This window comes from Moritella viscosa (assembly GCF_900120065.1).
Lineage (GTDB): Bacteria > Pseudomonadota > Gammaproteobacteria > Enterobacterales > Moritellaceae > Moritella > Moritella viscosa.
In genome coordinates, this window is record NZ_FPLG01000101.1 from 68386 (window position 1) to 93853 (window position 25468).

Here is a 25468-nt window from a genome sequence, read left to right on the forward strand (position 1 = left end):
AGAAAGTCAGGGCGCGATGTGTAAATTGATATTCGCAGAACGTCATGGCTGATTATATTAGAGTCGGCAGGCAAGATAGGTGGCCATTTATGTCAATGATTAAACCATGGAAGTTAATAAGTCTGTTATTTATTTTACAGCTATTAGCTGGCTGTGAATCAAAACTTGAACAAACGCAAACGACAATTAACCAGCAAGTTACAAGGGTTGAAAGCGATCTTGATAGATTGGGTTCGGCAATTGACAATGGTAGTGTTCGAAATGCAAGACTGTTAACTGAATATGCGCAAGTTTTAAAACAACAAAAACCAGAGCTAACACGCATAGCAAACCTGATTACAGAAGATGCTACTCGAGAAGGGCCTTTGTATCGGAATCTCGGTATGCGTTTAAGTGACGTTAAATCAGAAACTGTCACGTTAGATAATGCTAACTCATTACTTGATGAACTTACTCGTATTCAAGAAGCGGCGAAGCTGAGTTTATTTAATGATGCGTTAACAGACCCAATTAATGTATTGGCGGATATGTCTGATGGTCACCTCGCACGTGTTGGCGCGATTAGCCAAATCGCAGAAAGAAGTTCGGGCGATGGTGCGGACTATGGTGCCGGCAGTCAGATGGTCGGGAACCCGAATTATGGTAACTGGCAAAGCGGCAGTGGCGGTACTAGTTTCTGGCAGTGGTACGGTATGTATCGTATGCTTGGTGATTTAACGGGTCGTGTTAATTATTCAAACTGGAGTAACAACCGCCGTTATAGTTATTACAGTGATTATGGTCGTTCACGTTATACCAGTCCTAAGCAAAGTGTTCAGCAAGCCGCCGTTGAAACGAAAACTCGCAAGTCTTTTCAACGTAAAGGCAAATCATTTAGCTCTCCTTATGCGAAAAAACGTTCAGGCTCAGCAGGCTTGAGCCGCTCTAGCTACACGCCAACTAAAACGGTGAGTAGTTATTCTAAACCGAAAAAGTCGTTCACAAGTCGTAAATCGACAAGTAATACGGGGTCATTTCGTAATAGTGGCAGCCGTACATCACGTGGTGTGAGTCGCGGTAAATAGATAAAATAAGTTATGGAGATTAAGTATGTACGAGTTTGATGGATTGACGATGTGGACGACACAAGCATTGGTGATTGATTTTATTATTATCATTGCTTTGTTCGTGAGTTTAAAAATGATCAAAGGCTGGGTATCAAATTTACATGCCAATGATGAAATTGCAAAACGTGATAACTTTGCCTTTGGTATTAGTTTTGCGGCAGGCTTAGCTGGGCTGGCAATTGTATTAACAGGTGTCACCAGTGGGGATTTTGCTAATTCATTATTTGAAGAAGCAACACAAATGGCAGGATATGGCATATTAGCTATCGCGTTAATTAAAGCGGGCCATTTCTTTCAAGATAAAGTGACATTACAAAAAGTCAGTCTGCATGATGAGATAGTTAAAGGTAATGTGACGGCTGCATTTATTGAGTTTGGTCATATTGTCACGGTCGCAATTGTGGTGCGCTCTGCGCTGATCTGGGTGCTTACAGAAGGTTGGCACGGGTTACCTGTGGTAATTGCCGCTTTTGTTGTGGCTAATATTATTATGTTACTGGTGAGTAAATACCGCGTACGCTTATTTAAACGTACAGGTGATTGCCTGCAACAGCTTATTTTAGATGATAACTTGGCTGTTGGTATTCGTTATGCTGGTTTTTTAATAGGCTCTGGATTAGCGATTACTGCGGCAACAGGCCTAGCGCCCTATGCTGCCGACAATATTAGTTTAAGCCTCATGTATTGGGCATTTTTTGCTGTTATCAGTGTGGCTATCTTTGCTGTTTTACAATTGATTACCATTAAAGTGATTTTATCTGGTGTCGATATTGCTGATGAAGTTATCCGCCAAAAGAACATTGGTGTTGCTGTTATCTCGGCAACAGTATCGTTTTCGGTTGGTTTAACGATGGCAACTTTACTCGGCAGCTAATTGCTTATTTAAGTAATAGGTTTTCTTCATTTAAATAATAGATACGGCTCAAATTCAATAACGTTGTTCAGTCATAATGATACTGTTCGTGTTGGTGAGTTTGAGCTTTTTAAGTTTCAAATCATGACTTAATTCTCTCAACATCAATTAAAATACAGTAAGGCATCGTGTGGAACACTTAGTTGTAAATAGTGATAACAAAGCAAAACAAGCACTGCAGCGTAAACGTACATTATGGTTTCACGATACGTTATTAATCTCGGTTATGATCATACTTGCTGGTTGTGGTTTGATTTATGAATACTTGCTCTCGCATTATGCGGGCAGGGTACTAGGCTCGGTTGAAAGTGCTATTTATGCCATGATAGGGACCATGATTGTGGCAATGGGTATTGGCGCGTTTATGGCGCGTTGGTTTAAAGATGCCTTTACTGCATTTGCTTGGTTAGAAGCATTAATTGCATTAATCGGTATGAGTTGTATTTTGATTATTTCGGCGATGATCGCTGTGAGTTATAGCTTACCTCATCTCTTATCGGCGACGTTTAATTTACCCAGTAATGTTGTGCTTGACGGTTACTTACCTCAACAGCTAGAAAAAATTGCTAAATTTATGCCGTATGTCTTCGGTTTAATTCTTGGTATTTTTATTGGTATGGAGATCCCGCTTATCGCAAGGGTTCGTCAGCAAGTATATGGCCGATTCTTAGAAAATAATGCCGGTACTATCTATGGTGCAGATTATATTGGTGCTGGCATTGGCGCTGCAATTTGGGTTTCTATCATGTTGTCGTTGCCTATTATGGAAGCTGCGGCGTGGACGGCATTATTCAATGTTATTGCGGGACTGGCATTTTTATGGCGTTACCAAGATAAGATCCGTTGGGCGAAGTTATTATTTTTTTGTCACTTGTTATTAATTGTGTTGTTCTCGGTAATTTTAACTTTAGGAACAGGCTGGTTAGCGCAATTAAGCAGTGTGTTATATAAAGATAAAGTAATTTACTCTCAGTCGACGAAATATCAGCATGTGGTCGTGACTGAACGTTATTTGAAAAACCAAGCTGATCCAGTGACAGACTTATTCATTAACGGTCACTTACAATTTTCTAGCGCGGATGAACAGTTATATCATGATTTATTAGTCTATCCAGCGATGCTCGCGTCTAACCGACATGACAAGATATTAATTATTGGTGGTGGTGATGGTCTCGCATTACGTAATGTACTGCGTTGGCCAGTTGAAGCGGTGACTTTAGTGGACTTAGATGCTGAACTATTGGCTCTTTTTGGTGCCAATACTGTTGACTATGCTGCTCCTGAAGCGATCAAAAAACGTATGTTAAAATTAAATAAAAGGTCATTACAAGATCCTCGTTTAACGTTATATGCGACTGATGCATTTTTAAAAGTCGAGGCGTTGCTCGATAAAGGCGCTAAGTTTGATACGATTATCATTGATTTACCTGACCCAAATCATCCAGATTTAAATAAACTCTACAGCGATTACTTTTATAATCAGGTGCGTCAATTATTAGCCGCAGACGGTGCATTAGCAATACAGTCCACATCGCCTTATCATGCTCAAAATGCATTTTTAAGCATAGGTAAAACGGTGAAAGAAGCAGGCTTTTTACACGTCGAACAGTATCAGCGTAATATCCCGTCATTTGGTCAATGGGGATGGACGATTGCGACAACACGTGGAAAATCGGCAAGCAGACGTATAAAGGATGTTGATACTTTACCTGTACCGTCGAACTGGTTAAACAAAGAGTTTTTATTAGCGTCGTTTGTGTTCCCTAGTAATTTTTATGACAAAATGGACACTATTGAAATTAATCGACTCGGCTCAGGGGTATTGTATGATTATAACCGTGAAGCGTGGCAAACTGAGTCTGAGTTGTATAAGAATTAGTTACGGTGCATAGTATTAATACCCTGTAACTGTGTTGTTTTATTGTAATATTGGTAAGTGAAAATAACGATGAAAGCAAAAATATATAATCAACGTTGGTGGTTAAGTAGCTGTGATACCGAAGAGCTTAAAAGTATGATTTCAGCTGAGCTTCACCGTGCTGGCTTTATGGTATTGAACTTTGTTGAGCATTATTTTCAACCACAAGGTTATACTGCCCTGTGGTTGTTAGCTGAAAGTCATGCTGCTGTGCATACGTTTCCTGAAGAGGGGAAATCGTACGTTGAGTTATCTAGCTGTGCAGAGTCTTTACTAGAGAATTTTGACCGTTACTTGCAAAATGCTGCTCTGAGACTGCAATGGCAAGTAACGACGACGTAGTGTGGCGGGGTGTAAACCATTACGAATAAAGCAGTTTCAAGCTCATCGCGATAGACATGGTGACCATTAATGGCTTAATGATTTTAACGCCTTTTGATAATACTAAACGTGAGCCAAGTGTTGCCCCTAGCGCTTGGCCAACTAACATAATGCCACCTAATGCCCAGAGTACCTTCCCGCCGAGTGCAAAAAATATCAACGATGCGATATTAGTTGCTAAATTTAGTACTTTGGCGTGTGCAGTTGCTTTAGCCAATCCGAACCCTGCTAGCGAGACAAATGCCATTGCAAAGAAGCTGCCAGTGCCTGGACCAAAAAATCCATCATATAAACCAACACCGAAAGCCGCTGTTACTGCAAATAATGTTGGAGTAAGTACCTGATGTTTATCTTCATCGCTAATTTGTTTCGAAAATAAAAAGTAACCGCCGATTGCAAGGATGAGGAAAGGTAAGACTACTTCCAATATGCTAGGGTCAATGGATTGGATAGCAATACTGCCGAGGGCTGAGCCGATGAAAGCGCAGGCAATTGCTAGCTTCATTTTCCTTATATCGACCATGCCTTTGCGAATGAAGTAAAAACTGGCAAAGAAACTACCACCACAGGCTTGCAGTTTATTGGTTGCAAGGGCTGTTGCAGGAGGAAGACCAACCCAGAGCAATACAGGGATAGTCAGTAGACCACCACCGCCAGCGATAGAATCAATAAAACCAGCGACGACAGCCACTAAAAATAACAGTCCAACAATTTCTACTGATAATTGTAACGACATATCCAAACCCATGGTGTTGTACTCCTGCGTAATTTAATTGCAATATCTTGAAATAACCTGGCTATATAATCTTATTTGCACGATTAACGCAAAGGAGTTATCTTCTTTATAGTGTGAGTTAAACTCACGCAGTTTGTATTCGTCATTTAAAATGAGTATTACTATGTATCCTAATTTACCACCATTAAATGCCATGCGAGCTTTTGAGTCAGCCGCAAGAAATGTGAGTTTTACGCTAGCTGCTAAGGAGTTGTTTGTGACGCATGGAGCCGTGAGTAAACAGGTGAAGATATTGGAGCAATACCTTGGTGTGAGTCTATTCATTCGCCAACATCGAAAGTTAGTACTTACTGAAGAGGCGAAACCTTACTTTCTGAAGGTGCAGAATGCGTTGCAAACAATTAATAGTGCCACGCAAGAACTCATATTCCAGCCTAAATTAGCACAGCGTATCGCTATCAATGTATTACCGAGTTTGACGATTAATTGGTTAATCCCGAGTCTGGAAAGCTTCAAGCTCAGTAATCCTAATTTATTCGTTGATTTATCAATTGGTGATTTTACGATTGATTTCACTCAACATCAGTATGACATTGCAATACGTAGTGCAACGACACGACCACAAGGTTGTAATGTAATTAAGTTGATGGATGAGGATTTGTGCCTTGTGTGCTCACCGCAATTAGCGCAACAGATGACATCACTGCATGATATCAACAATATGACTTTACTTGAGCATACTTCGAGACCAGGCTTATGGCGCTATTGGGCTGATGATATAGGAATGGAGTTAACCACGGATAATAAGTTTGGTATGGAGCATTTCTATATGCTCAGTCAGGCAGCCGTAAGCAGTATGGGGGTGGCATTGATCCCGCGATTTTTTGTGAGTCAGCAACTTGCGGATGGCAGTTTAGTCGTGCCATTTTCAGCCGGTTTTGTCAGTCCGTATAGCTACTATTTACTTACACCAACCGCCAGTCCATTACCGCTAAAAGTGCAAATGTTCGTTGACTGGCTATTGCCTTTATTTGCACCGTATCGATAACTGTATTTGTTATTTCGGAGTTTGTATTAGCGGCGTATTATTTTTCGAGAGACGACTTCAACACAGGGCTTATTGCAGCCATTCACTGCATTTAACGCCATTTTAAGCGCGTGTTCGGCAATTAATTCAAATTGCTGCGGTAATGATTGAATTTTGCTGGGCAGGAAATCCAGCAGTCGGTTATCACCAAAAGTAGCCAATTTCGTTGTTGTCATTAAGCTTGGATTGAGTATCAAACAATCAAGTACGCCTTCAAATAGCGTATATGAGGTCGCTAAGATAGCATCAGGGAATGAATCATTATCTATCCATTGTTGCACTTGGGATTGACCCTGATCTTGACTAAAATGATCACCATAAGCGGTTAACTTTTTAACCGGGATACCATGGTGCTTAATTGCGGATAGGAACCCTTGTTCACGTTCTTTCGATATACCAAGATCTGGTACTGCGCCAACTAAGCCGATGGAACGAATATCTTCTTGTAATAAGGCTTGGGTAAGCTCATAAGCTCCGCCTAAGTCTTCACTGATAACACAAGAAAAAATTTCATCATCCATCGCACGATCTAACCCGATAACTGGCACGCCATTGGCTTGAACAGTGCGGTAATAGTTATGTTCAGCAGGAAGTGCACTCGCTACTAATAAAGCATCAATACGACGACTTAATAAGGTTTCTGCGACTTTTATCTCGGTCTCCGCGTCATCATCAGAGCAAGAAATGATGAGCTGGTATCCCGCTTTACGCGCATCACGCTCGAGTAATTTGGCTAATTTAGCATAACTGCTGTTTTCTAAATCAGGAATGATTAAGCCCAGTGAGCGGTTACTGCCCGCACGTAAAGACTGTGCAGCGTGATCAGGGCGGTAATTATGTTCATTAACGACAGCCATTACTTTTTGCTGGGTTTTTTCGCTAATGCGGTATTTACTGGCTTTTCCGTTGATCACATAACTAGCTGTGGTACGTGATACACCTGCTAGTTTGGCTATTTCATCTAATGTCATGGTTGTTTCATCCCTAATCTGTGCGCTCGCTCATAATTTTTTACATGATTTGTTATTGAAAATTGTAATCAGTCTAGAAACACTTCAGTATATTAGCTGAAAGGTTTCAGCAATGCCATTTATTATCATTTTGTCATCACTGAAACCTTTTTTATTGCTCATTTGCTGAAACGATTCAGCTTAGCTTTGAAGCAAAGAGTAAATCGCGTTATTACCTCAGGTATTATGGAGTAAAGTTATGTTGTCACTGTCTTCGAATGACATTAAGTTAAATCAATCGGCGCTGAACAAACAGCTCGCTATTAAAACGCTTGCGCAAAATTTGGCAAATAAAAATTATGTGGAAGCAAATTATGTCGAGGGTATGTTGGCGCGTGAAGCGCAGCACTCTACGTATTTAGGTAATGGCATTGCGATCCCACATGGCACGGTTGATACGCGTGACTTGGTTAATAAAACGGGTGTGCAATTACATCATTACCCACAAGGCGTTGATTGGGGTGAAGGACAAACTGTTTATTTAGCCATTGCGATTGCAGCTAAGTCGGATGAGCATTTGGCTATTTTAAAACAATTGACGCATGTATTAAGTGCTGACGGTATCGAACAACAGTTGCAGCAATGCGGCAGTGCTGAATCCATTATTACTTTATTAGATGGCAAAGAACTTAACGGTACTCAGCAATCAGAAACGTTATTAACAACTGACTTAGTACAACTCGACTTCCCAGCGAAAGACCTATCACAACTCACCGCTGTTGCTGCTGGTTTACTGAAACATCATCACTGTATTGATAATACGGGGGTTGCTGATGCTATCACGACAGCTGCGACTTATCTGGGTCAAGGTTTATGGTTAGCTAAAACAACGAAGTCGGTAGCGACAACCGCTATCTCGTTTGTAACACCAGCAGAACCTTTATATCAAGACCGCTTGCCTGTTCAAGGCGTGCTCATGCTAGCAAGTGCTAACGATCTGCATTTGAATAACATGCAATGCGTAGCCGATTTAATTTACCAGCAACAAGTTAATCAGTTATTTAATACAGATGCAGACATTATTATCGGTTTATTGACGAAAGTTAAACCGAGTGGCGTAACAGCCATATTTACGATTCATAACAGTCATGGTTTACATGCAAGACCAAGTGCAATACTCGTGAATATCGCCAAGCAATATCAGGCTGATATTCAAGTTACAAACATGGCTGGTAAATCAACCAATGCGAAAAGCCTGATGAGATTAATGTCTTTAGGCGTAAGTTGCAATGAAGCGCTTACGTTTACAGCCCAAGGTAGTGACGCTGAACTAGCGTTAAAAGCCATTGGTGAGGGGATTGATGCTGGATTAGGTGAAGGTAAATAATGGCCATGCAATTAACAACATTAAAAGTAGTAACTGTGACGCTAAATCCTGCATTGGATTTAACGGGCCACTTGCAGACACTTGCTAAAGGGTCGGTAAACCAAGTTAAGCATTGCGCATTAGAGCCTGCGGGTAAAGGCGTGAATGTCGCTAAAGTATTGGCTGATCTCGGGGCCGATGTGATAGCGACTGGATTTTTAGGTATTGAAAATGAAGCGCCTTTTTGTCAGTTATTTGAGCGTACCAATATCACAGATAAATTTATTCGAGTACAAGGTGCCACACGTATCAACGTTAAGTTAGTCGAAGCTAACAGTCAGGTTAGTGATATTAACTTTCCGGGCGTAAGCGTTACTGCTGCGGCACTCGTAGAATTTGAAACCATGCTGTTTAACTTATCGCTAAGTCATGACGTATTTATTATTGCGGGTAGTTTACCTGTCGGTGTTAGTCCTGAAGTGTGTGCTAATTGGATTGAAAAATTGCAACAGGCAGGTAAAAAGGTCTTTTTCGATAGCAGTAATGCCGCATTAAGTGCAGGACTTGCGGTAAAACCTTGGCTAATAAAACCGAATGATGAAGAGTTAGCGCATTGGGCGGCAAGTATGTCACAAGCGGAAAAATCGTTAACCGAAATTGCGCAGCAGTTATCAAACACGGGTATTGCTAATGTGGTTGTATCGCTTGGTGCTGACGGAGTTATGTGGTTAAACAAAGAGGGGTGGTTACAGGCAAAACCACCAACAATGGATGTAGTTAGTACGGTTGGTGCAGGTGATACCTTGGTTGCTGGTATATGCTGGGGACATCTTAATAACTGGGATAAAGAACAAACATTACGTTTTGCGACGGCATTATCAGCATTAGCGGTAACACAAGTTGGTGTTGGCGTTAAGGACATAAATTCGGTATTTACAATGAGTGAACATATCGCTATTTGCTAATAAAAGGATATTAATAATGAAAATTGCAATTGTAACGGCTTGCCCAAGTGGTATAGCAAGCAGCCTTATTGCTGCGGGTTTATTAGAAAAATCAGTAACAGAATTAAAGTGGCAAGCGAATATCGAATGTCATTCATCTGTCGCACCTGTAACGCCTTTAACTGATAAGCAGATTGTTGAGGCTGATTGTATTATTGTTGCGGCGAGTCAGAACATTGATGATGCACGTTTCATTGGTAAAAAAGTGTATCGTTCAGAAGTGGATGCTGTATTCATTGATGCTAAGGCATACTTAGCGCAGGCAGTTGAAAAGGCGGTTGAGCTTGTTAGTAGTAATGAAGTGGCTGTTACCAGTACGGATACAGCTATTGCGGGTAAAAATATTGTTGCGATCACCGCTTGCCCAACAGGCGTTGCACATACCTTTATGGCTGCAGAAGCGTTAGAACAAGAAGGCAAACGTCTAGGGCATACGATTAAAGTTGAAACACGTGGTTCTGTTGGTGCTAAAAATCAACTGAGCAGTACTGAGATTACTGCTGCGGATATCGTTATTATTGCTGCAGATATTGATATCGACTTGGCCCGTTTTGATGGTAAAAAAGTGTATAAAACCAGTACAGGTTTAGCATTGAAGAAAACCACCCAAACAATGGATAATGCGTTTAATGACGCACAAGTATATCGTCACGGCAAGTCGGCAGAAAATGAACAAGCCAACACCGAAAAAACAGGTGTTTATAAACACTTAATGACAGGTGTTTCACACATGCTGCCGTTAGTTGTTGCTGGTGGTTTGGCCATCGCGTTGTCATTTGTGTTTGGTATCGAAGCATTTAAAGAAGAGGGGACATTAGCGGCCGCGTTAATGACGATTGGCGGTGGTTCGGCTTTTGCGCTTATGATCCCAGTACTTGCGGGCTTTATTGCGTTTTCTATTGCGGATCGCCCGGGCCTTGCGCCAGGTTTGATTGGCGGTATGTTAGCAAGTTCAACGGGCGCTGGCTTCTTAGGTGGTATTGTTGCAGGTTTCCTTGCTGGTTATACCGCTAAGTTAATCGCAGAAAAGGTACAGCTGCCACAATCAATGGAAGCACTTAAACCTATCCTAATTATTCCGTTAGCAGCGTCGTTGATCACTGGTTTAGTGATGATTTATGTTGTTGGTGGTCCGGTTTCTGCGGCGATGAATGCATTAACTGAATTCTTGAATAATATGGGGTCGGCTAACGCGGTGCTGTTGGGGATTATACTTGGCGGCATGATGTGCTTCGACCTTGGTGGTCCAGTAAACAAAACAGCCTATACCTTTGGTGTTGGTTTATTAGCATCACAAACCTATGCGCCGATGGCTGCTGTGATGGCAGCGGGCATGGTGCCTGCGTTAGGTATGGGTCTAGCGACGTTTCTTGCAAAGCGTAAATTCAATAACAGTGAGCAGGAAGCGGGTAAAGCATCATTTGTCTTAGGCTTATGCTTTATTTCTGAAGGTGCGATTCCGTTTGCGGCGCGCGATCCAATGCGTGTTATCCCTAGCTGTATTGCTGGTGGTGCATTAACGGGGGCATTGTCTATGTTGTTTGGCGCTGAGTTAATGGCACCACATGGCGGTCTATTTGTTCTGTTAATACCAAACGCGATTACACCTGTATTTATGTATTTAGTCGCGATCGTTGCAGGTACACTGGTGACGGGGATCAGCTATGCGATGCTCAAAAAGTCAGATAACACTGAAACTGCGATAGCATAATTTACTTGTCTTTATGTTAATTTAAAGCCAGTTTAAGTTGATGCTTAAGCTGGCTTTTTTGCATAAACGATAGAGACATATGATTTATCTGTAATAGCGAGTATATTAGTGGCGAATGTTTACACCCAGTATTAGTGCATTTAGACACGGAGTTAATATGCCATCACATTTACCAAAAAAATTTAGTCACGTATTTTTAAAAATGTTTAGTTATATCGAAGCTGTGTTGCTTGTTTTAATTACTATGGCGACAATTTACGCGATGGCAAATGACTTCTTTCATGTTTATGAAGAACAAACGGTAAAATTAACAGATATCTTGTTAATGTTTATCTACCTAGAAGTACTCGCCATGATCCAGCAATTTGTTGTTAATGGTAAGATCCCTGTTCGTTATCCTATCTATATCGCAATCATGGCCATTGCCCGTTATATTACGCTAGGAATGAAAGAACTACAGAGTGTGGATGTTGTTTGGTTATCGGTTGCTGCATTAGTATTAGCTTTATCGACCGTTATTATCCGTGCAGGCCACTTCTATTGGCCTTATAAAGCATTAGGTGACGAATAACAACAGCCTTAGTAAGGGACTTAATTTTTTGTACTGTTTAATCTTTTACACAAATAGTAGACGTTTGTAGTGGCTGTTGTATTGCCGCTATTACTTTCTTTGGTGACCGATTAAAGGTTTTACTGAGAGATTCACTATTTAGCTTGGTTTCTAAATAATGTACATAGTCGTTCACTTTATGCTGCGTATAAGCTTTAGGGTAACTCGCCTTACATGATTGATACCACTGTACATAATTATCAAAGAACTGACTGGCATTATCCGCTGGCATTACCGACATCAAGTTGGCCATATTACGGCTGACTTGAAAATGCTGGTAGTCAATTGGTGTATTCCAAAAGCCACCCCAATATAAAAATCCATTATCAGCAAAGGTTGTGATCACATCTTCAGCAAAGCCTTGGCGCTCATCTTTACCGTATCTAAACTTCATTCTGTTAGCGTATTTAGATCCATCTACTGGCTTGAAGCTTGCGCTACCTTGCTCACCAAATTCAACGAATGGATTTTGTTTTGGGTTAATATCAATAGCTAAACCATAAGCATGAACTGATAGTGAACGCTTACCTGCGATAGGGCGATAATTAAATGCAGAAGTGTTATTGTCTGCCATTGATAGGTTATCATTACCTTGATAGTGGTGGATTGGCTGTGCTTTATTGATGGGAAATTTCAATTCATATAAACGTTCAAAGATCGTTGCTACGTAAGGTGATACTGCATCCATGACGATAATCGAACCGTTATTGTGCTGTTTACCCTGAAAGTCAATATAATCGAATTGGACTTGTCTTAAACGCTCACACTGCACAGGTGCTGCTGAGGACATAACGCCCGCATCTATCATTGCGTGGCAGTCTTTGCCTGAAATCTCCGTTATATTTGCAGCCGAAACAGGCAACAATGAATTACAGATTAGCGCTGGGATTAATGTTTTAAACCAATATGTTGACATATTATTCCATTCATTTGACCATGTTTTAATCATCTTAACGTGCAACTGATAAATGTAAATACGTTGCTATGTAATTCACAAATAATTATTTTGTGCTGTGTGTTCTGTCGCGATTTATCTTAATTTTGTCAGCTATAATGGTGAGGAAATATTGACGCATATATTTATCAACATAAGGAAGTTTGATGCATAAAATAATAGCAATAGCATTGTTTGCAGGTCTACTCACGGGCTGTGAAACGTCATCTCAGGTTTATAATATGGCGCAACAAGGCGCTGATGCTTTTTCGTGTACCGAAATCAGTAAAGCATTTTCAGCTTATGAAGCGGATCGGCAGTCTGCATCGGCGCTAACGGTTCTTGCTCCGCTTATTTCTGCAGATATTGGATCTATGACTCAAAGTGCAGCTACAACGACAGATACTTATTATACCCAAGCTAAATCGAGTGCGAATATGGCGCTAATGCTGAAAGGTTGTGCGCCTATTATGTAATGGATAGTACAACATTGTTATTTGAGATGTGAGAAATAAGCTGAGGCAGTATCATTAGCTTATTTCTCTATATTAGATAAGGCGTAAATGTCGGTTAGGGTTACTAGCCTGATGGCATTGCAAGAATTTCGGCAATGTTAATACTCGTCGTATATTGCACCAACTTAGGTTCTTGTTGGCTACGTGCTAATACTGCCATACGATCTGATAGTTCGTTACCTTCGATATTTGCATGGCCTTTAACATGGGAAATAATTAAATTGGATTTTAATTGTTCGTACAAACTGAAGCATTGTTGAATAATAGCCAAATTTTTAATTTCTTCATTCTTACCACGCTTCCAGCCTTTATTTTTCCAACCTTTTGCCCACTTAGTGATGCAATCAATAGAGTATCTCGAGTCAGATAATACTTGTACCGTTTTACCTTGTTCTATGTGTGAGACTGCAAAGCGGAAGGCGACTAATAAACCATTTAATTCTGCAGAGTTATTCGTCCCGTTAGCTTCGTATAAGCCATACCATAATTGTGTGAGCTTATCTTTTTCATAAACGGCCATTCCGGTACCCGATTTTCCAGGATTCGGAGAGCAAGCACCATCACAATAAATATTGAGATCTGCAACTTGTGGCGGGGTGGATAGAATTGACTTAGATGCACCAGCAGGACGTGTTGCTTTTGGTTTAACACCTGAACCTGTCGTACCTTCTTTTGCTAATGAGCGTTTCATTAATGCGCGAGTATAGGTTGAGGCGAATGCTTGGTCAGCTTCTTCTTTTGATGGGAAACCCATATATTGCGCATCACTGCGGCCATCAATCTGTGCTTTAGTTTCAGACCAGTTATCAAATATCCCAGTCTTCACACCTTTCCATACTACGTAATGTTTTTTACTCATAACTTAATTTAATACTCTTAAAGTTTAATGCCTAAATAATAAATGTCTTAAGCCAAATTACCAACTATAACCATAGCCTTGTACATAATTTATGCGGTATCAAGCGGACTATTTATTATATTTTTTCATTGTCGATAAATGTTTTAATCAAGCGTACGACCAAGTCGGGTTGTTCATTAGTGACCCCATGACCTGTATTTGGAATGACAACAAGTGGTGCTTGTATTTTTTTACTCAAGTAAATACCGTGTTCTACAGGAAAGACACGATCTTTCTCACCCCAAATAAGTAATGTTGGTGTTGATGATGCTGGAGCCTCGAGTAAGGCATCTCGATCGGCTGGTAATGATTGAATCATGGCTGTTTTTTGTTTATGCCAAGTTGCAAAATAAGCTTGATAAATTTGATCTGCAATAAAACCTGGCATTATTTTAGGTTTGGCAAAAATACCATCAAATAAACGACGTAATTCATCGCTATTCTTTGGAATAAAGAAGTCCTCTGGGTTATCGACTGCAAAACGTTTGTTTAATGCGACAAGAGCATCATCACTGAAGTAAGGACCTGGACTGGCGATGATAATGGCTTTATTAATTTGACTACTTTGAGTGTTATTGAGCATATTGAAGGTGATAAACCCACCATAAGAAATACTGGCGATATTGATATTATCAAGCTGTAATTGGTTGACTAACTGCCATATCGCTTGTGTTTCTGTTGTTAGGTTGGCTTTACCTGCGCTAAAAGAGTCACCAAACCAAGCGAGGTCTGGTGCGATAACATCATAATCTTTACTGAGTGCCAGCATTTCTTTGTTCCATGTCGTGATGGCGTTACCACCAAATCCATGAAGCAGTAATAGTGGCTGTCCTTCTCCACCACGCCAATAACTCAGTGAGCCACCTTCTTCTAAACTCATCTGGTGCTGCTCAAAACCCTCGGATTTTAAGTTATCTTCATCTGTGTGGATTTTCCATCGAACAATCGAACAACCCGTTAATAATGAAAAACATATATAAATAATAAATAACTTTAGCTTGTTGGAAATCATATCGTTTGCCGATTGTTGAGAGAATATAAAACAATACCTTAGATTGGTGGTAAATAAAATAACATTAATTTAACTTGGTGCTCTCGAAAAGAATATTATTTAAGTGGTCGGTATGAGGGAGTAAACGGCGGCTTATAATAAATGAAGAGGAGAAATGAAAAAGCGTGTCAGTCATTTTATGTTGGCATGCTTTCTCATAAACGGTTATTTATTTGGCGATTAGCGTTTTTTCTTCGCTTGTTTTTGTAAAGCGATATCAAATTCGTCAGGGAACATGATAAGCCCTTCATCTTCAAGGTTTGGAAAAATAACCAGTGCTAAATCATCATCCATTAAGCCAGATGTCCAGCGGCTCTGCCATTTTGCTAACGATATAGATTCTGTTTTACAGTGTTTCCATTCGCCAGTCGCCCAAGATTGTGCAAATTCAGCGTTAGGCCATACTGGTACACAATCTTCATCTTCATTGTTTAGCATTACGCAGCCATGCTCATCCGTTAGGATCCAGATCTGACGTTCGGTAGTGACTTCTTTTAATAAATAGCTAAGGCGCTTTTCCGCATCATAAGCTTGAATTGTCGCGATTAGGTTATTATCGAGAGTCTTTGGCATTTAATCTGTTCCTACATTTTATTAATATATTGTTATATGGCCGGGTATTAACTTATATTCATCAAAATCGGTGTGTTAACCGAAAATAAGCTGCCAAACGCTAGGTTTACTTTTCTTATGGTATTCTTTTCTTAAGCTATCAACATCTTTTAATTTGCTTTTCGCAACAGCGAGATTTTCATCTGTTATATCGGTTTTTTGAATGCTGTTCAGTATTAATTCTACTTTATCTAGACCTTGGTGTGACATTGCTGCACGATCAGGTGAAAAGTTATAGCTTTGCGCTACGGCAAGCATTTTACTCATTTCATCAATGCGCGTATTAAATTCATCCGCTGACGTTGTTTTCATTGCTTGAGTATACGCTAATCTCATTTGTTTCATGGTAACTTTAAGATCGATACTGTCTATTTCAGCACTGCTGACCAATGTAGAAAACAATAAGCTGATAATAAGGCCTAGCTGAATAAAACGATTCTTCATGATTTATATCCATAAGTAATGATTAAATGCTGTTGTTAATAACACCTAGAGTACATAGCGAGAGTAATAACAGTCTGGTTTGTATGGGGGTTAACCGCGATACATATTTTCGAATGATTTGATTGAGAAACCACGCAGTATTTGGTCCCCAATCTTAAGTGTTGGAACACCACGACCACCAATAGCGGCTAATTCTTTACTGCCACGTGGTTCATTTACGCTGCATAAACGGTAAGGTATTTTCTTTTCATCTAGGTAGCGCTTTGCCGTATCGCAATTTGGACACTTTTTCTGTGTATATAATACGACTCTTTTCATTTTAGCCCCACAAGTTTGATTGTAAAAAGGCGCATTATAACAAGCTAACACTGATTCACAATGTATCAATATGGCCAAATGATTTGAAATACACTTCTTTACAAAATGATGGAATAATAAGGCAAAGACGTGTGGTTTTAGTTGTTTAATTTATATGCGTTATTTTAATGGTATATGGATAAGGTACAGGGTTTAGGTTTCAAGCTTATGTACAGGTATACTGTAATTATAAACATGATAATTGAAGATAATAAAGTATGAGTATTATTCTTGGCATTGATCCGGGCTCCCGGATAACTGGATACGGTGTGATTCAGCATATACACGGTAGGTTCCAATATTTAGGCAGTGGTTGTATTCGTACATCAGGGGATACATTACCTGAGCGATTAAAGCAAATACATGCGGGAGTCAGTGAAATTATCATTCAATTTCAACCAGATAAGTTTGCTATTGAAGATGTCTTTATGGGCAAAAATGCGGCGTCTGCATTAAAGCTGGGCCAAGCCCGCGGTGCTGCTATTGTTGCTGCTGTGTCAAATGACTTAGAAGTAGGAGAATATACAGCCCGTCAGATCAAGCAAGCGGTAGTGGGCAACGGTGGTGCTGATAAAGAACAGGTACAGCAAATGGTTGTCAATTTACTTAAATTACCCGGCACGCCGCAAGCCGATGCCGCCGATGGACTTGCCGTTGCATTATGTCATGCCCAGAGTTTACGTACCTTGATTAATATGGCGGGTAAAGTCAAAGGTACAGCACGCGGGCGTTACAATTAACTTATTAAGTGAACCTAAATAATAAATGATCTGGATATTTAACCAGTATTTTATTATCCTTGTGAATATTATATTAGTTTAAAAAATGTTGGAAAATAATTGTGATTGGACGTTTACGTGGCACTCTATTAGAAAAACAACCACCAGAGATTTTACTTGAAGTAAATGGGGTTGGTTATGAAGTTCAACTGCCGATGAGCTGCTTCTATGAGCTTGGCGATGTTGATAACGAAGTGATCGTTTACACTCACTTTATAGTTCGAGAAGATGCACAATTACTTTACGGTTTTAATAATAAAATGGAACGTTTAATGTTCCGAGAGTTAATTAAAGTGAATGGTGTCGGCCCTAAGTTGGCATTAGCTATCTTATCGGGTATGACAGCAAATCAATTTGCACACTGTGTTGAACATGATGATATTAATAGTTTAATTAAATTACCGGGTGTGGGTAAAAAGACCGCAGAACGTTTGTTGGTAGAAATGCGTGACCGTCTTAAAAATTGGGTGACTCAAGACTTATTTACTCCTGAAGCAGATAAAGCACAATTACAAGGCTATGGTAATACGTCATCGAATGCGATTGAAGAAGCGGAAGATGCCTTAGTTGGTTTAGGCTATAAACCTGCGCAAGTCGCGAAGATGATCAAGCAAGTTGCACAACCAAGTATGAGTTGTGAAGAGATTATTCGTCTATCATTACGTGCCACCTTACAGAATTAATTTAGGAACTTACTTTAGTGATTGAAGCTGATCGATTAATTTCTAGCGGTACCATCCGTGAAGAAGAAGTGATAGACCGCGCTATCCGACCAAAGATGTTGTCAGATTACCAAGGTCAGGATCACGTGCGTGATCAAATGGAGATTTTCATTGAAGCGAGTAAACGCCGTGATGATGCCTTGGACCATTTATTAATTTTTGGACCTCCTGGATTAGGTAAAACCACGTTAGCAAATATTGTTGCTAACGAAATGGGGGTGAGTATTAAGACCACCTCTGGACCAGTACTCGAAAAAGCAGGTGATCTTGCTGCATTACTGACTAATTTAGAACCCCATGACGTATTATTTATTGACGAAATTCATCGGCTTAACCCGTCAATTGAAGAGATTTTATATCCAGCAATGGAAGATTACCAATTAGATATTATGATTGGTGAAGGCCCGTCAGCACGTTCGATTAAGCTTGATTTACCCCCATTTACACTCATCGGAGCGACGACTCGAGCGGGTTCATTAACATCACCATTACGTGATCGTTTTGGTATTGTCCAGCGCCTTGAGTTTTATAAGGTTGAAGATTTACAAGATATCGTATTACGCTCGGCCAATTGTTTAGGGCTGAATATGGATAGTGCGGGTGCGTTAGAAATAGCCAGACGTTCACGTGGTACGCCACGTATTGCTAACCGTTTATTACGTCGAGTACGTGATTATGCGGAAGTAAAACATAATGGCGATATTGATGCTGAGATCTCGTCAGCCGCGTTAAGCATGCTTGATGTGGATACCTGCGGGTTTGATTACATGGACCGAAAATTATTAATCGCGATTGTCGATACTTTCTCAGGCGGACCCGTTGGATTAGATAACGTTGCTGCGGCAATTGGTGAGGAACGTGAAACCATCGAAGATGTACTTGAACCGTATCTTATTCAGCAAGGTTTCTTACAGCGTACACCTCGTGGACGAATTGCAACCGCACGTGCTTATCTGCATTTGGGTTTTGATTATCCTGAAAAATAGTCGCTGAAACGTATTCTTCACATTAAATCAATTTCATATCTTATTTTTGTCAGGTATATTATTAAACTTATAACATTCAATCTTAGATTATAGCGTTATAAGTTTAAGTTATAGTGTTTCGAAATGCGGGTTTTATGATAATGCAAAACGATATAGCAGAAAGCATATTCAACGTACGTGTTTATTTTGAGGATACAGATGCTGGTGGTATGGTTTATCACAGTAACTATTTGAATTATGCTGAACGTGCAAGAACTGAAATGCTACGTAACAAGGGCTTCTCACAAGCTCAGTTATTACAACGCGATATTGCATTTGTAGTTCGAAAAATAGACATCGATTATCGCTATCCTGCACACCTTGATGATTTATTAATTATAAAATCACATATTAAGGAACTAAAACGTGCATCTTTGGTCTTTTCTCAGTGTGTCTATCATGAACATGGCAGATTATTGTCTGAATTAACAGTTAAAGTGGCGTGCATTCAATTATCACACAAGAAACCCTGTGCAATGCCTACAGAAATTATAAGGAAACTAACCAGTGGAAGCTGCTGATATTTCATTTTTTGAACTTTTTTGGGAAGCTAGCCTATTGGTAAAAGCAGTGATGTTATTACTGCTTTCCATGTCCGTAGCATCATGGGCTATGATTTTTCATCGCTCAAAAGCATTGACGCAAGCGAACGAAGCGTCGAAACGATTTGAAGATAGGTTTTGGTCTGGTATTGATTTATCAAAATTGTATAAAGAAAGCGAAGCGCGGAAAAATAATATTCAGGGTATGGAGTTAATTTTCCACTCTGGTTTTAAAGAATATGTGCGTATTCATAATACCAATCAAGAAAATGCCGATGCGGTAATGGATGGCAGTTACCGCACGATGCGGGTTGCTTTATCTCGTGAAGTTGACGATCTTGAAGTTAACTTAAATAACCTCGCTACGATCGGTTCAATCAGCCCTTATATCGGTCTGTTTGGTACGGTTTGGGGTATTATGAGTTCATTTATTGCGTTAGGTGCTGTGCAGCAAGCTACATTGGCGATGGTTGCCCCGGGTATTGCTGAAGCGTTAATTGCAACTGCGATGGGGTTGTTCGCCGCGATTCCAGCTGTAATTGCCTATAACCGATTTTCTGATCAAGTGATGAGAATTGAAAATAATTACGCTAATTTTATGGAAGAATTTTCAAGTATTTTACATCGCCAGACCTTGGCTAAAAAAACACAGGATTAAGCGATGCAGCCTTATCAACGTAAGCGCAGACGACCTGTAGCGGAAATTAATGTAGTACCGTATATCGATGTCATGTTGGTGCTACTTATTATTTTTATGGTGACAGCCCCGTTAGTGACTCAAGGTGTGCTTGTGGATTTGCCGCAAGCACAAGCCGAAGCATTATCACAAGACAGTAAACCACCAATTGTCGCTTCTGTTGATAAAGACGGTTTATATTACCTTGATGCGGGGGATGGTGATAAATCACCAATGTCGCCTGATAATTTAGCTACGTTAGTTGCAGCGCACTTAAAATTGCAACCTGACACACCTGTTGTCGTCAAAGGCGATGGCTCTGTGGCGTATGCACAAGTGATCCGTTTAATGGTTGTTTTACAACAGGCTGGCGCCCCTTCTGTTGGATTAATGACAGATCCAGTAGAGTAGCCTAGTTAGAAGTAATTAAAAGTAGTTTAGAGTAGTTAAGAGCTAAGGGTAGGGTATAAATAAAGATGAAGGATAATCAGTCTAAGTACTCTGTGGCTATTATTATTTCGGTCGCACTGCATGTTGTACTTCTCGTGTTACTGGGTCTAAGTGCAACATCGACACCATTAAAGCAACAACCAAAGCCAAAAGTACAGGCTATCCAAGCGGTTGTGGTTAGTGAACAAGCAGTAAAACAGCATGCTGATCGTATTAAACGCGCAGAACAAGATAAACGAAGAAAAGAGCAGCAACGTATACAGCAAGCAGAAGACCGCATTCAAAAACTCAATGAAGAGCGTCGACAAAAAGAAGCTGCAATTGTAAAAGCAAAAAATGCTCAGCGAAAAGCAGAACAAGCCGCAAAACGAGCTGAGACCAAGCGCGCCGAAAAAGAAGTTGAACGTAAACGTGCCGAAGTTGCAGCAGTTAAAGCAGAGCAACAACGCTTGAAAAAAGTTGAAGAACGTAAAAAAGCCGAAGCTGCAACCAAAAAAGCCGAACAGCAGCGTGCTAAGAAAGAGTTAGAGCGTAAAAAAGCTGAGCAGGCGGCAGTAGCGGCAGATAATAAACGTAAAGCAGCAGAAGAAAAAGAACGTAAACGCCTGGCTGCTGTTGTTGCCGAGAAGAAACGAAAAAAGGCTGAAGAAGCCAAACTTAAAGCAGAACAAGAGCGTAAACGTGTCGCTGAACAAAAGCGTAAAGTGGCAGAAAAAGAACGTCAACGTTTAGCTAAAATCGAACGAGACAGGCAAGAACGTTTGATGCAAGAGCAGATCGACGCTGAATTTGCATCCGAGTTAGATAATGAAATACAACAACTTGATGCGGTACGTCAGCAAGAAGTCTTGAGTGAAGTAGATAAATATACTCTGAGAATTCGAAGTTCGATTCAACGCAACATGTTAACTAGTGATGCGATGAAAGGTAAATCTTGTTTATTGAAGATTATTTTATCTAATTCTGGTTTGGTGTTAAGTGTTACAAGTGGTGATGGAGACACTGCTGTGTGTCGAGCTGGGGTTAGTGCGGTAAATAAGGTCGGTTCGCTGCCGATGTCACCGGATCCTGATGTTGCTAAAAAACTTAAAAAAATTGATTTAATTTTTAGACCTGAGATTTAATATGAATATAACTAAACGATTTTTATCTTTCTTTATTGTGTGTCTCATGCAGATACAAATCGCGCATGCGGCATTAGAAATTGTCATCACAGAGGGCACAAATAGTGCCAGACCTGTCGCAGTCGTTCCGTTTAAGTGGTTAGGTACACAGCCTAAACCAAAAGACATGATTGATTTCGCCAGTGTTATCGCGGATGATTTACGTAATAGTGGTCGTTTTTCGCCATTGGAACGCAGCTTAATGCCACAAACGCCAGCAACAGAAAATGCTGTTGATTATGCAGCCTGGAAAGAAACAGGTGTAGAAGCTATTGTGATTGGTACTGTAAAACCTTTGAGTAATGGTCGGTTACAAATTCACTTTCAGCTAATCAATATTTTATCAGGCTTTAAAAACCAAACACCGTTGAAGATTGATGAGCAATTGGTTAAAAGTACCGATCGTATTAAGCTAAATTTGAAAGGTAACTTTTCGACACGTCGTCCTCGTCATATCTCACACCGTTTAAGTGATTATATCTTTGAAAACCTGACTGGTACGCGTGGCGCATTCTTAACGCGTATTGCTTATGTTGCTATTAATTATGATGATAAATATCCATTTAAGTTATTAATATCTGATTATGATGGTATGAATCAGCATGTATTATTCCGCTCAACAGAGCCTGTTATGTCGCCGTCGTGGGACCCTACAGGTAAAAAACTGGCTTATATGAGTATGGAAGACAAAAAACATGAAATCTGGATTTATGATTTGGTCACACAGAAACGTGAGCTCATCGAACCGTATAAAGGCAGTAATATTTTACCGGTATTTTCACCTGATGGCTCGAAGTTGTCGATGATATTGTCTAAATCAGGGCAAGCAGATGTATATGTTTATGATTTGAAAACCAAAAAACTAGACCGATTGACTAAAAATCGTGGTATTGATACTGAAGCAACCTGGGCACCAGATGGTAAGTCGATTGTCTTCACCTCTGAACGTGGCGGGCGTCCGCAAATTTATCAGGTTTTCTTAGAAAGTAAGAAAATCAAACGACTTACCTTTGAAGGCAACGCAAACTTAAATCCTTCAATTAGTCCTGATGGTAAGAATTTAGTGATGGTCAGTTTGCAAAAAGGTAAGTATAGTGTAACGAAGCAGGATTTGTCAGATGGATATGTTCAAAAACTGACTAACGGTCGTCTTGATAAGTCGCCAAGCATTGCGCCTAATGGCAGCATGGTTATTTACAGCACGGTTGTTAAGGGGAAACAGGTATTATCGCTAGTCTCAATGGATGGGCGCTTTAAAGCGGTTTTACCAGCAAGTGATGGAGAAGTCAAAGCGCCAGCGTGGTCACCTTTCTTGACATCTAAAAAGAATTAATTATTGATAGGAAAATGAAAATGCAACTAAATAAAATCTTAAAAAGTTTAGTAATAGCGTTACCAATGCTGACATTGGCTGCATGTAGTTCAACAACGGATACGACTGCAAATGACGCTGTTGAAAGTACTGCACAACAAACAACAAATGACTCAGCAACTAATGCTGAATCAAGTTCAAATGTTATTGTTGGTAGTGATACTGACGTAAGTATTGACCCAGTTGAAAATTTAACAGCTGAAGAAGTTAAAAAACAAGTAATTGACGAGCTACGTAAACGCCACGTTGTTTACTTTGGTTTTGATCAACAAGCTGTTACAGCTGAATACGGTGAGTTATTACAAGATCATGCTAATTTCTTAATTGATAATCCTTCAGTTAAAGTATTAATTGAAGGTCATGCCGATGAGCGTGGTACTCCAGGTTATAACATTGCACTAGGCGATCGCCGTGCTGATGCTGTTGTAAAATACCTAAACAACTTAGGTGTTTCTTCAAGCCAAATCTCAACAGTTAGTTATGGTGAAGAGAAGCCTGTAAATACTTCTCATACTCAAGCTGCATTCTCTCAAAATCGACGTGCAGTGCTAGTTTACTAAGGATTAGTCACCTTGATTCGAATTAATACTAAAACGGCCATGATCATGGCCGTTCTTTATAGTGGTTTCGGGCATGCAGCACCAGCAACAGTATTTGATGTAAATACAAGTACTGAATCGGTGATCACTAAAAAACAGACTCGTTCTGTTGAGCAACGCTTGACTCGTATAGAGAATATCCTCCAAGCTCGGACGAGAGCACAATTAGAAACCCAGCAAAGACTTGATCAGTTATCAATTGAATTAATGAATTTACAGGGGGCTATCGAAGAAAGCGGACTAGAACAAGGTAAAATTACGCAACGTCAGCGTGATATTCTTAATGATATTGAGCGTATCCGTACAACACTCGTCGCAAAACCTGTCGTTCCAGTAGCTATTGATGAAAATATTCTAAATGCAACAAATCAGCCAGTAAACTTAACTGGTAAAGATGCTTATAATTACGCGATCAAATTAATCAAAAATGAACGTAAATATGATGAAGCAATTCCTGCGTTACAAAGTTTTATTTCTACGTATCCAGAATCAGAGTTAGCCGCAAATGCACATTATTGGTTAGGTCTGCTTTTACGTAAAAATAATAAGAATGATGAAGCTAAAGCTGAATTTGAGAAGATTGTGACTAAGTATCCTACGTCAAACAAACGTGCTGACTCATTACAGAAACTTGGTCAGCTTGCTAAGCTATCTGGCTCTAAGAGTGAAGCGAAGCGTTATTTTGAACTTGTGATTAAAGATTACCCAAATGATGCAGTTGCCAAGCTTGCAAAACAAGAGCTAGCAGTACTTAAGTAATGTTTTAGATTGATAAATATTAGCTCTCTATGGGTTTGTGTTATTTGTCATCTTATTGGCGTTAAACTGAACGGAATCCAGAGTTTTATCATTGAATTGTGATTCTGAGCAGATTTTACTTGCAGAGTTTTCTGAAAAAAGTATTATAGCCGCCATCGAGACAGGGGTTAGCGAAAACAACGTAAGTCGTTTAGTTAATTGATATCTTGATTATAGAATTGTCGCGGGATGGAGCAGTTTGGTAGCTCGTCGGGCTCATAACCCGAAGGTCGTTGGTTCAAATCCGGCTCCCGCAACCATTTCTATTACCAATTAAGTTGGTATATGTGGGTCCTTAGCTCAGTTGGGAGAGCATCGCCCTTACAAGGCGAGGGTCACTGGTTCAAGCCCAGTAGGACCCACCACATTTAATTACGAACCCTACGTAAGCTAAATGAAAACATATTGTCGCGGGATGGAGCAGTTTGGTAGCTCGTCGGGCTCATAACCCGAAGGTCGTTGGTTCAAATCCGGCTCCCGCAACCAATTTGTTCGCTATATAAATAGCAAAATTTGTGGGTCCTTAGCTCAGTTGGGAGAGCATCGCCCTTACAAGGCGAGGGTCACTGGTTCAAGCCCAGTAGGACCCACCACAAATTATTAAGTTTGGTTATATATTTTGTAAGATAAATAACGAGACTTTAGAAAGAAAGAATTTGGGGCTGTTAGCTCAGTTGGTAGAGCAGTTGACTTTTAATCAATTGGTCGAAGGTTCAAATCCTTCACAGCCCACCACTTTCTTTAGTTCT

The 25468-nt window shown here is 40.1% G+C and carries 28 protein-coding genes and 5 tRNA genes; 25 read left to right on the top strand and 8 right to left on the bottom strand.

What is annotated here, in order from left to right; genetic code table 11:
- Positions 1–89: 89 nt before the first annotated feature.
- The 4 genes from BT797_RS15595 (at position 90) to BT797_RS15610 (ending at position 4279) form a co-directional block, all read left to right on the top strand.
- Positions 90–1064, top strand: a complete 975-nt coding sequence (locus BT797_RS15595) for a THO complex subunit 7 family protein (RefSeq protein WP_045111160.1) — start codon at positions 90–92, stop codon at positions 1062–1064.
- Between the two features lie 25 nt (positions 1065–1089).
- On the top strand, positions 1090–1980 hold the full coding sequence (locus BT797_RS15600; RefSeq protein ID WP_045111159.1) for a DUF350 domain-containing protein: 891 nt from the start codon (positions 1090–1092) through the stop codon (positions 1978–1980).
- Between the two features lie 214 nt (positions 1981–2194).
- The gene (locus BT797_RS15605; protein ID WP_170860776.1) at positions 2195–3898 is read left to right on the top strand and encodes a polyamine aminopropyltransferase; all 1704 of its coding nucleotides are present in this window, start codon (positions 2195–2197) and stop codon (positions 3896–3898) included.
- Positions 3899–3967: 69 nt separating this feature from the next.
- Positions 3968–4279, top strand: a complete 312-nt coding sequence (locus BT797_RS15610) for an S-adenosylmethionine decarboxylase family protein (protein WP_045111157.1) — start codon at positions 3968–3970, stop codon at positions 4277–4279.
- Positions 4280–4298: 19 nt separating this feature from the next.
- Here BT797_RS15610 and BT797_RS15615 read toward each other — a convergent pair whose 3' ends face one another.
- Positions 4299–5054, bottom strand: a complete 756-nt coding sequence (locus BT797_RS15615; RefSeq protein ID WP_045112613.1) for a TSUP family transporter — start codon at positions 5052–5054, stop codon at positions 4299–4301.
- A gap of 163 nt (positions 5055–5217) precedes the next feature.
- On the opposite strand from BT797_RS15615, the gene BT797_RS15620 reads away from it, so the two are divergent.
- Positions 5218–6102: a LysR substrate-binding domain-containing protein gene (locus tag BT797_RS15620; protein ID WP_075472707.1), complete on the top strand. Its 885-nt coding sequence runs from the start codon at positions 5218–5220 to the stop codon at positions 6100–6102.
- Positions 6103–6128: 26 nt separating this feature from the next.
- Here BT797_RS15620 and cra read toward each other — a convergent pair whose 3' ends face one another.
- Positions 6129–7112: a catabolite repressor/activator gene (gene cra, locus BT797_RS15625; RefSeq protein WP_045111156.1), complete on the bottom strand. Its 984-nt coding sequence runs from the start codon at positions 7110–7112 to the stop codon at positions 6129–6131.
- A 238-nt stretch (positions 7113–7350) separates the two neighbouring features.
- Here cra and fruB point away from each other — a divergent pair, with 238 nt between their 5' ends.
- The 4 genes from fruB to BT797_RS15645 all read left to right on the top strand — a co-directional run bounded on the left by fruB (position 7351) and on the right by BT797_RS15645 (position 11743).
- Positions 7351–8478 carry a fused PTS fructose transporter subunit IIA/HPr protein gene (gene fruB / locus BT797_RS15630; protein ID WP_045111155.1) on the top strand — a complete coding sequence of 376 codons (1128 nt, stop codon included), beginning with the start codon at positions 7351–7353 and terminating at the stop codon, positions 8476–8478.
- On the top strand, positions 8478–9422 hold the full coding sequence (gene pfkB / locus BT797_RS15635) for a 1-phosphofructokinase (RefSeq protein ID WP_045111154.1): 945 nt from the start codon (positions 8478–8480) through the stop codon (positions 9420–9422). Before fruB ends, pfkB begins: the two co-directional genes overlap by 1 nt.
- 16 nt (positions 9423–9438) lie before the next feature.
- Positions 9439–11172, top strand: a complete 1734-nt coding sequence (gene fruA / locus BT797_RS15640) for a PTS fructose transporter subunit IIBC (RefSeq protein WP_045111153.1) — start codon at positions 9439–9441, stop codon at positions 11170–11172.
- Positions 11173–11329: 157 nt separating this feature from the next.
- A complete protein-coding gene (locus tag BT797_RS15645) occupies positions 11330–11743 on the top strand; it encodes a phosphate-starvation-inducible protein PsiE (protein WP_045111152.1) in 414 nt (137 codons plus the stop codon).
- A 37-nt stretch (positions 11744–11780) separates the two neighbouring features.
- On the opposite strand, the gene BT797_RS15650 is transcribed toward BT797_RS15645, so the two are convergent.
- Positions 11781–12698, bottom strand: a complete 918-nt coding sequence (locus BT797_RS15650; protein WP_045111151.1) for a M15 family metallopeptidase — start codon at positions 12696–12698, stop codon at positions 11781–11783.
- Between the two features lie 185 nt (positions 12699–12883).
- Here BT797_RS15650 and BT797_RS15655 point away from each other — a divergent pair, with 185 nt between their 5' ends.
- A complete protein-coding gene (locus BT797_RS15655) occupies positions 12884–13192 on the top strand; it encodes a hypothetical protein (protein WP_045111150.1) in 309 nt (102 codons plus the stop codon).
- Between the two features lie 103 nt (positions 13193–13295).
- Here the strand turns inward: BT797_RS15655 and BT797_RS15660 are convergent, their stop codons facing one another.
- The 5 genes from BT797_RS15660 to BT797_RS15680 form a co-directional block, all read right to left on the bottom strand.
- Positions 13296–14090 carry a ribonuclease H family protein gene (locus BT797_RS15660; protein WP_045111149.1) on the bottom strand — a complete coding sequence of 265 codons (795 nt, stop codon included), beginning with the start codon at positions 14088–14090 and terminating at the stop codon, positions 13296–13298.
- A gap of 115 nt (positions 14091–14205) precedes the next feature.
- On the bottom strand, positions 14206–15009 hold the full coding sequence (locus BT797_RS15665) for an alpha/beta fold hydrolase (RefSeq protein ID WP_244534203.1): 804 nt from the start codon (positions 15007–15009) through the stop codon (positions 14206–14208).
- A 351-nt stretch (positions 15010–15360) separates the two neighbouring features.
- A complete protein-coding gene (locus BT797_RS15670) occupies positions 15361–15753 on the bottom strand; it encodes a DUF2750 domain-containing protein (protein WP_045111147.1) in 393 nt (130 codons plus the stop codon).
- Between the two features lie 75 nt (positions 15754–15828).
- Positions 15829–16236 carry a cytochrome b562 gene (locus BT797_RS15675; RefSeq protein ID WP_045111146.1) on the bottom strand — a complete coding sequence of 136 codons (408 nt, stop codon included), beginning with the start codon at positions 16234–16236 and terminating at the stop codon, positions 15829–15831.
- A 90-nt stretch (positions 16237–16326) separates the two neighbouring features.
- Entirely contained in the window at positions 16327–16554 is a 228-nt protein-coding gene (locus tag BT797_RS15680) for a glutaredoxin family protein (protein WP_006032893.1), read from the bottom strand.
- 257 nt (positions 16555–16811) lie between these two features.
- Between BT797_RS15680 and ruvC the strand changes: the two genes are divergently transcribed.
- The 15 genes from ruvC to BT797_RS15755 all read left to right on the top strand — a co-directional run bounded on the left by ruvC (position 16812) and on the right by BT797_RS15755 (position 25454).
- The gene (ruvC, locus tag BT797_RS15685; protein ID WP_045111145.1) at positions 16812–17333 is read left to right on the top strand and encodes a crossover junction endodeoxyribonuclease RuvC; all 522 of its coding nucleotides are present in this window, start codon (positions 16812–16814) and stop codon (positions 17331–17333) included.
- 101 nt (positions 17334–17434) lie between these two features.
- Positions 17435–18055, top strand: coding sequence for a Holliday junction branch migration protein RuvA (gene ruvA / locus BT797_RS15690; protein WP_075472709.1), 621 nt, complete (start codon positions 17435–17437; stop codon positions 18053–18055).
- Between the two features lie 17 nt (positions 18056–18072).
- On the top strand, positions 18073–19080 hold the full coding sequence (gene ruvB / locus BT797_RS15695) for a Holliday junction branch migration DNA helicase RuvB (RefSeq protein ID WP_045111143.1): 1008 nt from the start codon (positions 18073–18075) through the stop codon (positions 19078–19080).
- Positions 19081–19220: 140 nt separating this feature from the next.
- On the top strand, positions 19221–19640 hold the full coding sequence (gene ybgC / locus BT797_RS15700; protein WP_045111142.1) for a tol-pal system-associated acyl-CoA thioesterase: 420 nt from the start codon (positions 19221–19223) through the stop codon (positions 19638–19640).
- Positions 19627–20319, top strand: coding sequence for a protein TolQ (gene tolQ / locus BT797_RS15705; RefSeq protein ID WP_045111141.1), 693 nt, complete (start codon positions 19627–19629; stop codon positions 20317–20319). Before ybgC ends, tolQ begins: the two co-directional genes overlap by 14 nt.
- Positions 20320–20322: 3 nt before the next feature.
- The gene (gene tolR / locus BT797_RS15710; protein ID WP_075472710.1) at positions 20323–20748 is read left to right on the top strand and encodes a protein TolR; all 426 of its coding nucleotides are present in this window, start codon (positions 20323–20325) and stop codon (positions 20746–20748) included.
- 65 nt (positions 20749–20813) lie between these two features.
- Positions 20814–21911 (top strand): cell envelope integrity protein TolA, encoded by a 1098-nt coding sequence (tolA, locus tag BT797_RS15715; RefSeq protein ID WP_075472712.1) that lies wholly within the window; start codon positions 20814–20816, stop codon positions 21909–21911.
- A gap of 46 nt (positions 21912–21957) precedes the next feature.
- Positions 21958–23283 (top strand): Tol-Pal system beta propeller repeat protein TolB, encoded by a 1326-nt coding sequence (tolB, locus tag BT797_RS15720; protein ID WP_217653261.1) that lies wholly within the window; start codon positions 21958–21960, stop codon positions 23281–23283.
- A gap of 20 nt (positions 23284–23303) precedes the next feature.
- Positions 23304–23882, top strand: coding sequence for a peptidoglycan-associated lipoprotein Pal (gene pal / locus BT797_RS15725; protein WP_045111137.1), 579 nt, complete (start codon positions 23304–23306; stop codon positions 23880–23882).
- A gap of 12 nt (positions 23883–23894) precedes the next feature.
- On the top strand, positions 23895–24680 hold the full coding sequence (gene ybgF, locus BT797_RS15730; RefSeq protein ID WP_075472715.1) for a tol-pal system protein YbgF: 786 nt from the start codon (positions 23895–23897) through the stop codon (positions 24678–24680).
- Positions 24681–24902: 222 nt separating this feature from the next.
- Positions 24903–24979: transfer RNA gene (locus BT797_RS15735), tRNA-Met, on the top strand.
- A gap of 29 nt (positions 24980–25008) precedes the next feature.
- Positions 25009–25084 (top strand) — tRNA-Val (locus BT797_RS15740).
- A 44-nt stretch (positions 25085–25128) separates the two neighbouring features.
- A tRNA-Met gene (locus tag BT797_RS15745) sits at positions 25129–25205 on the top strand.
- Between the two features lie 31 nt (positions 25206–25236).
- A tRNA-Val gene (locus BT797_RS15750) sits at positions 25237–25312 on the top strand.
- Positions 25313–25378: 66 nt separating this feature from the next.
- Positions 25379–25454: transfer RNA gene (locus BT797_RS15755), tRNA-Lys, on the top strand.
- Positions 25455–25468: the final 14 nt, after the last annotated feature.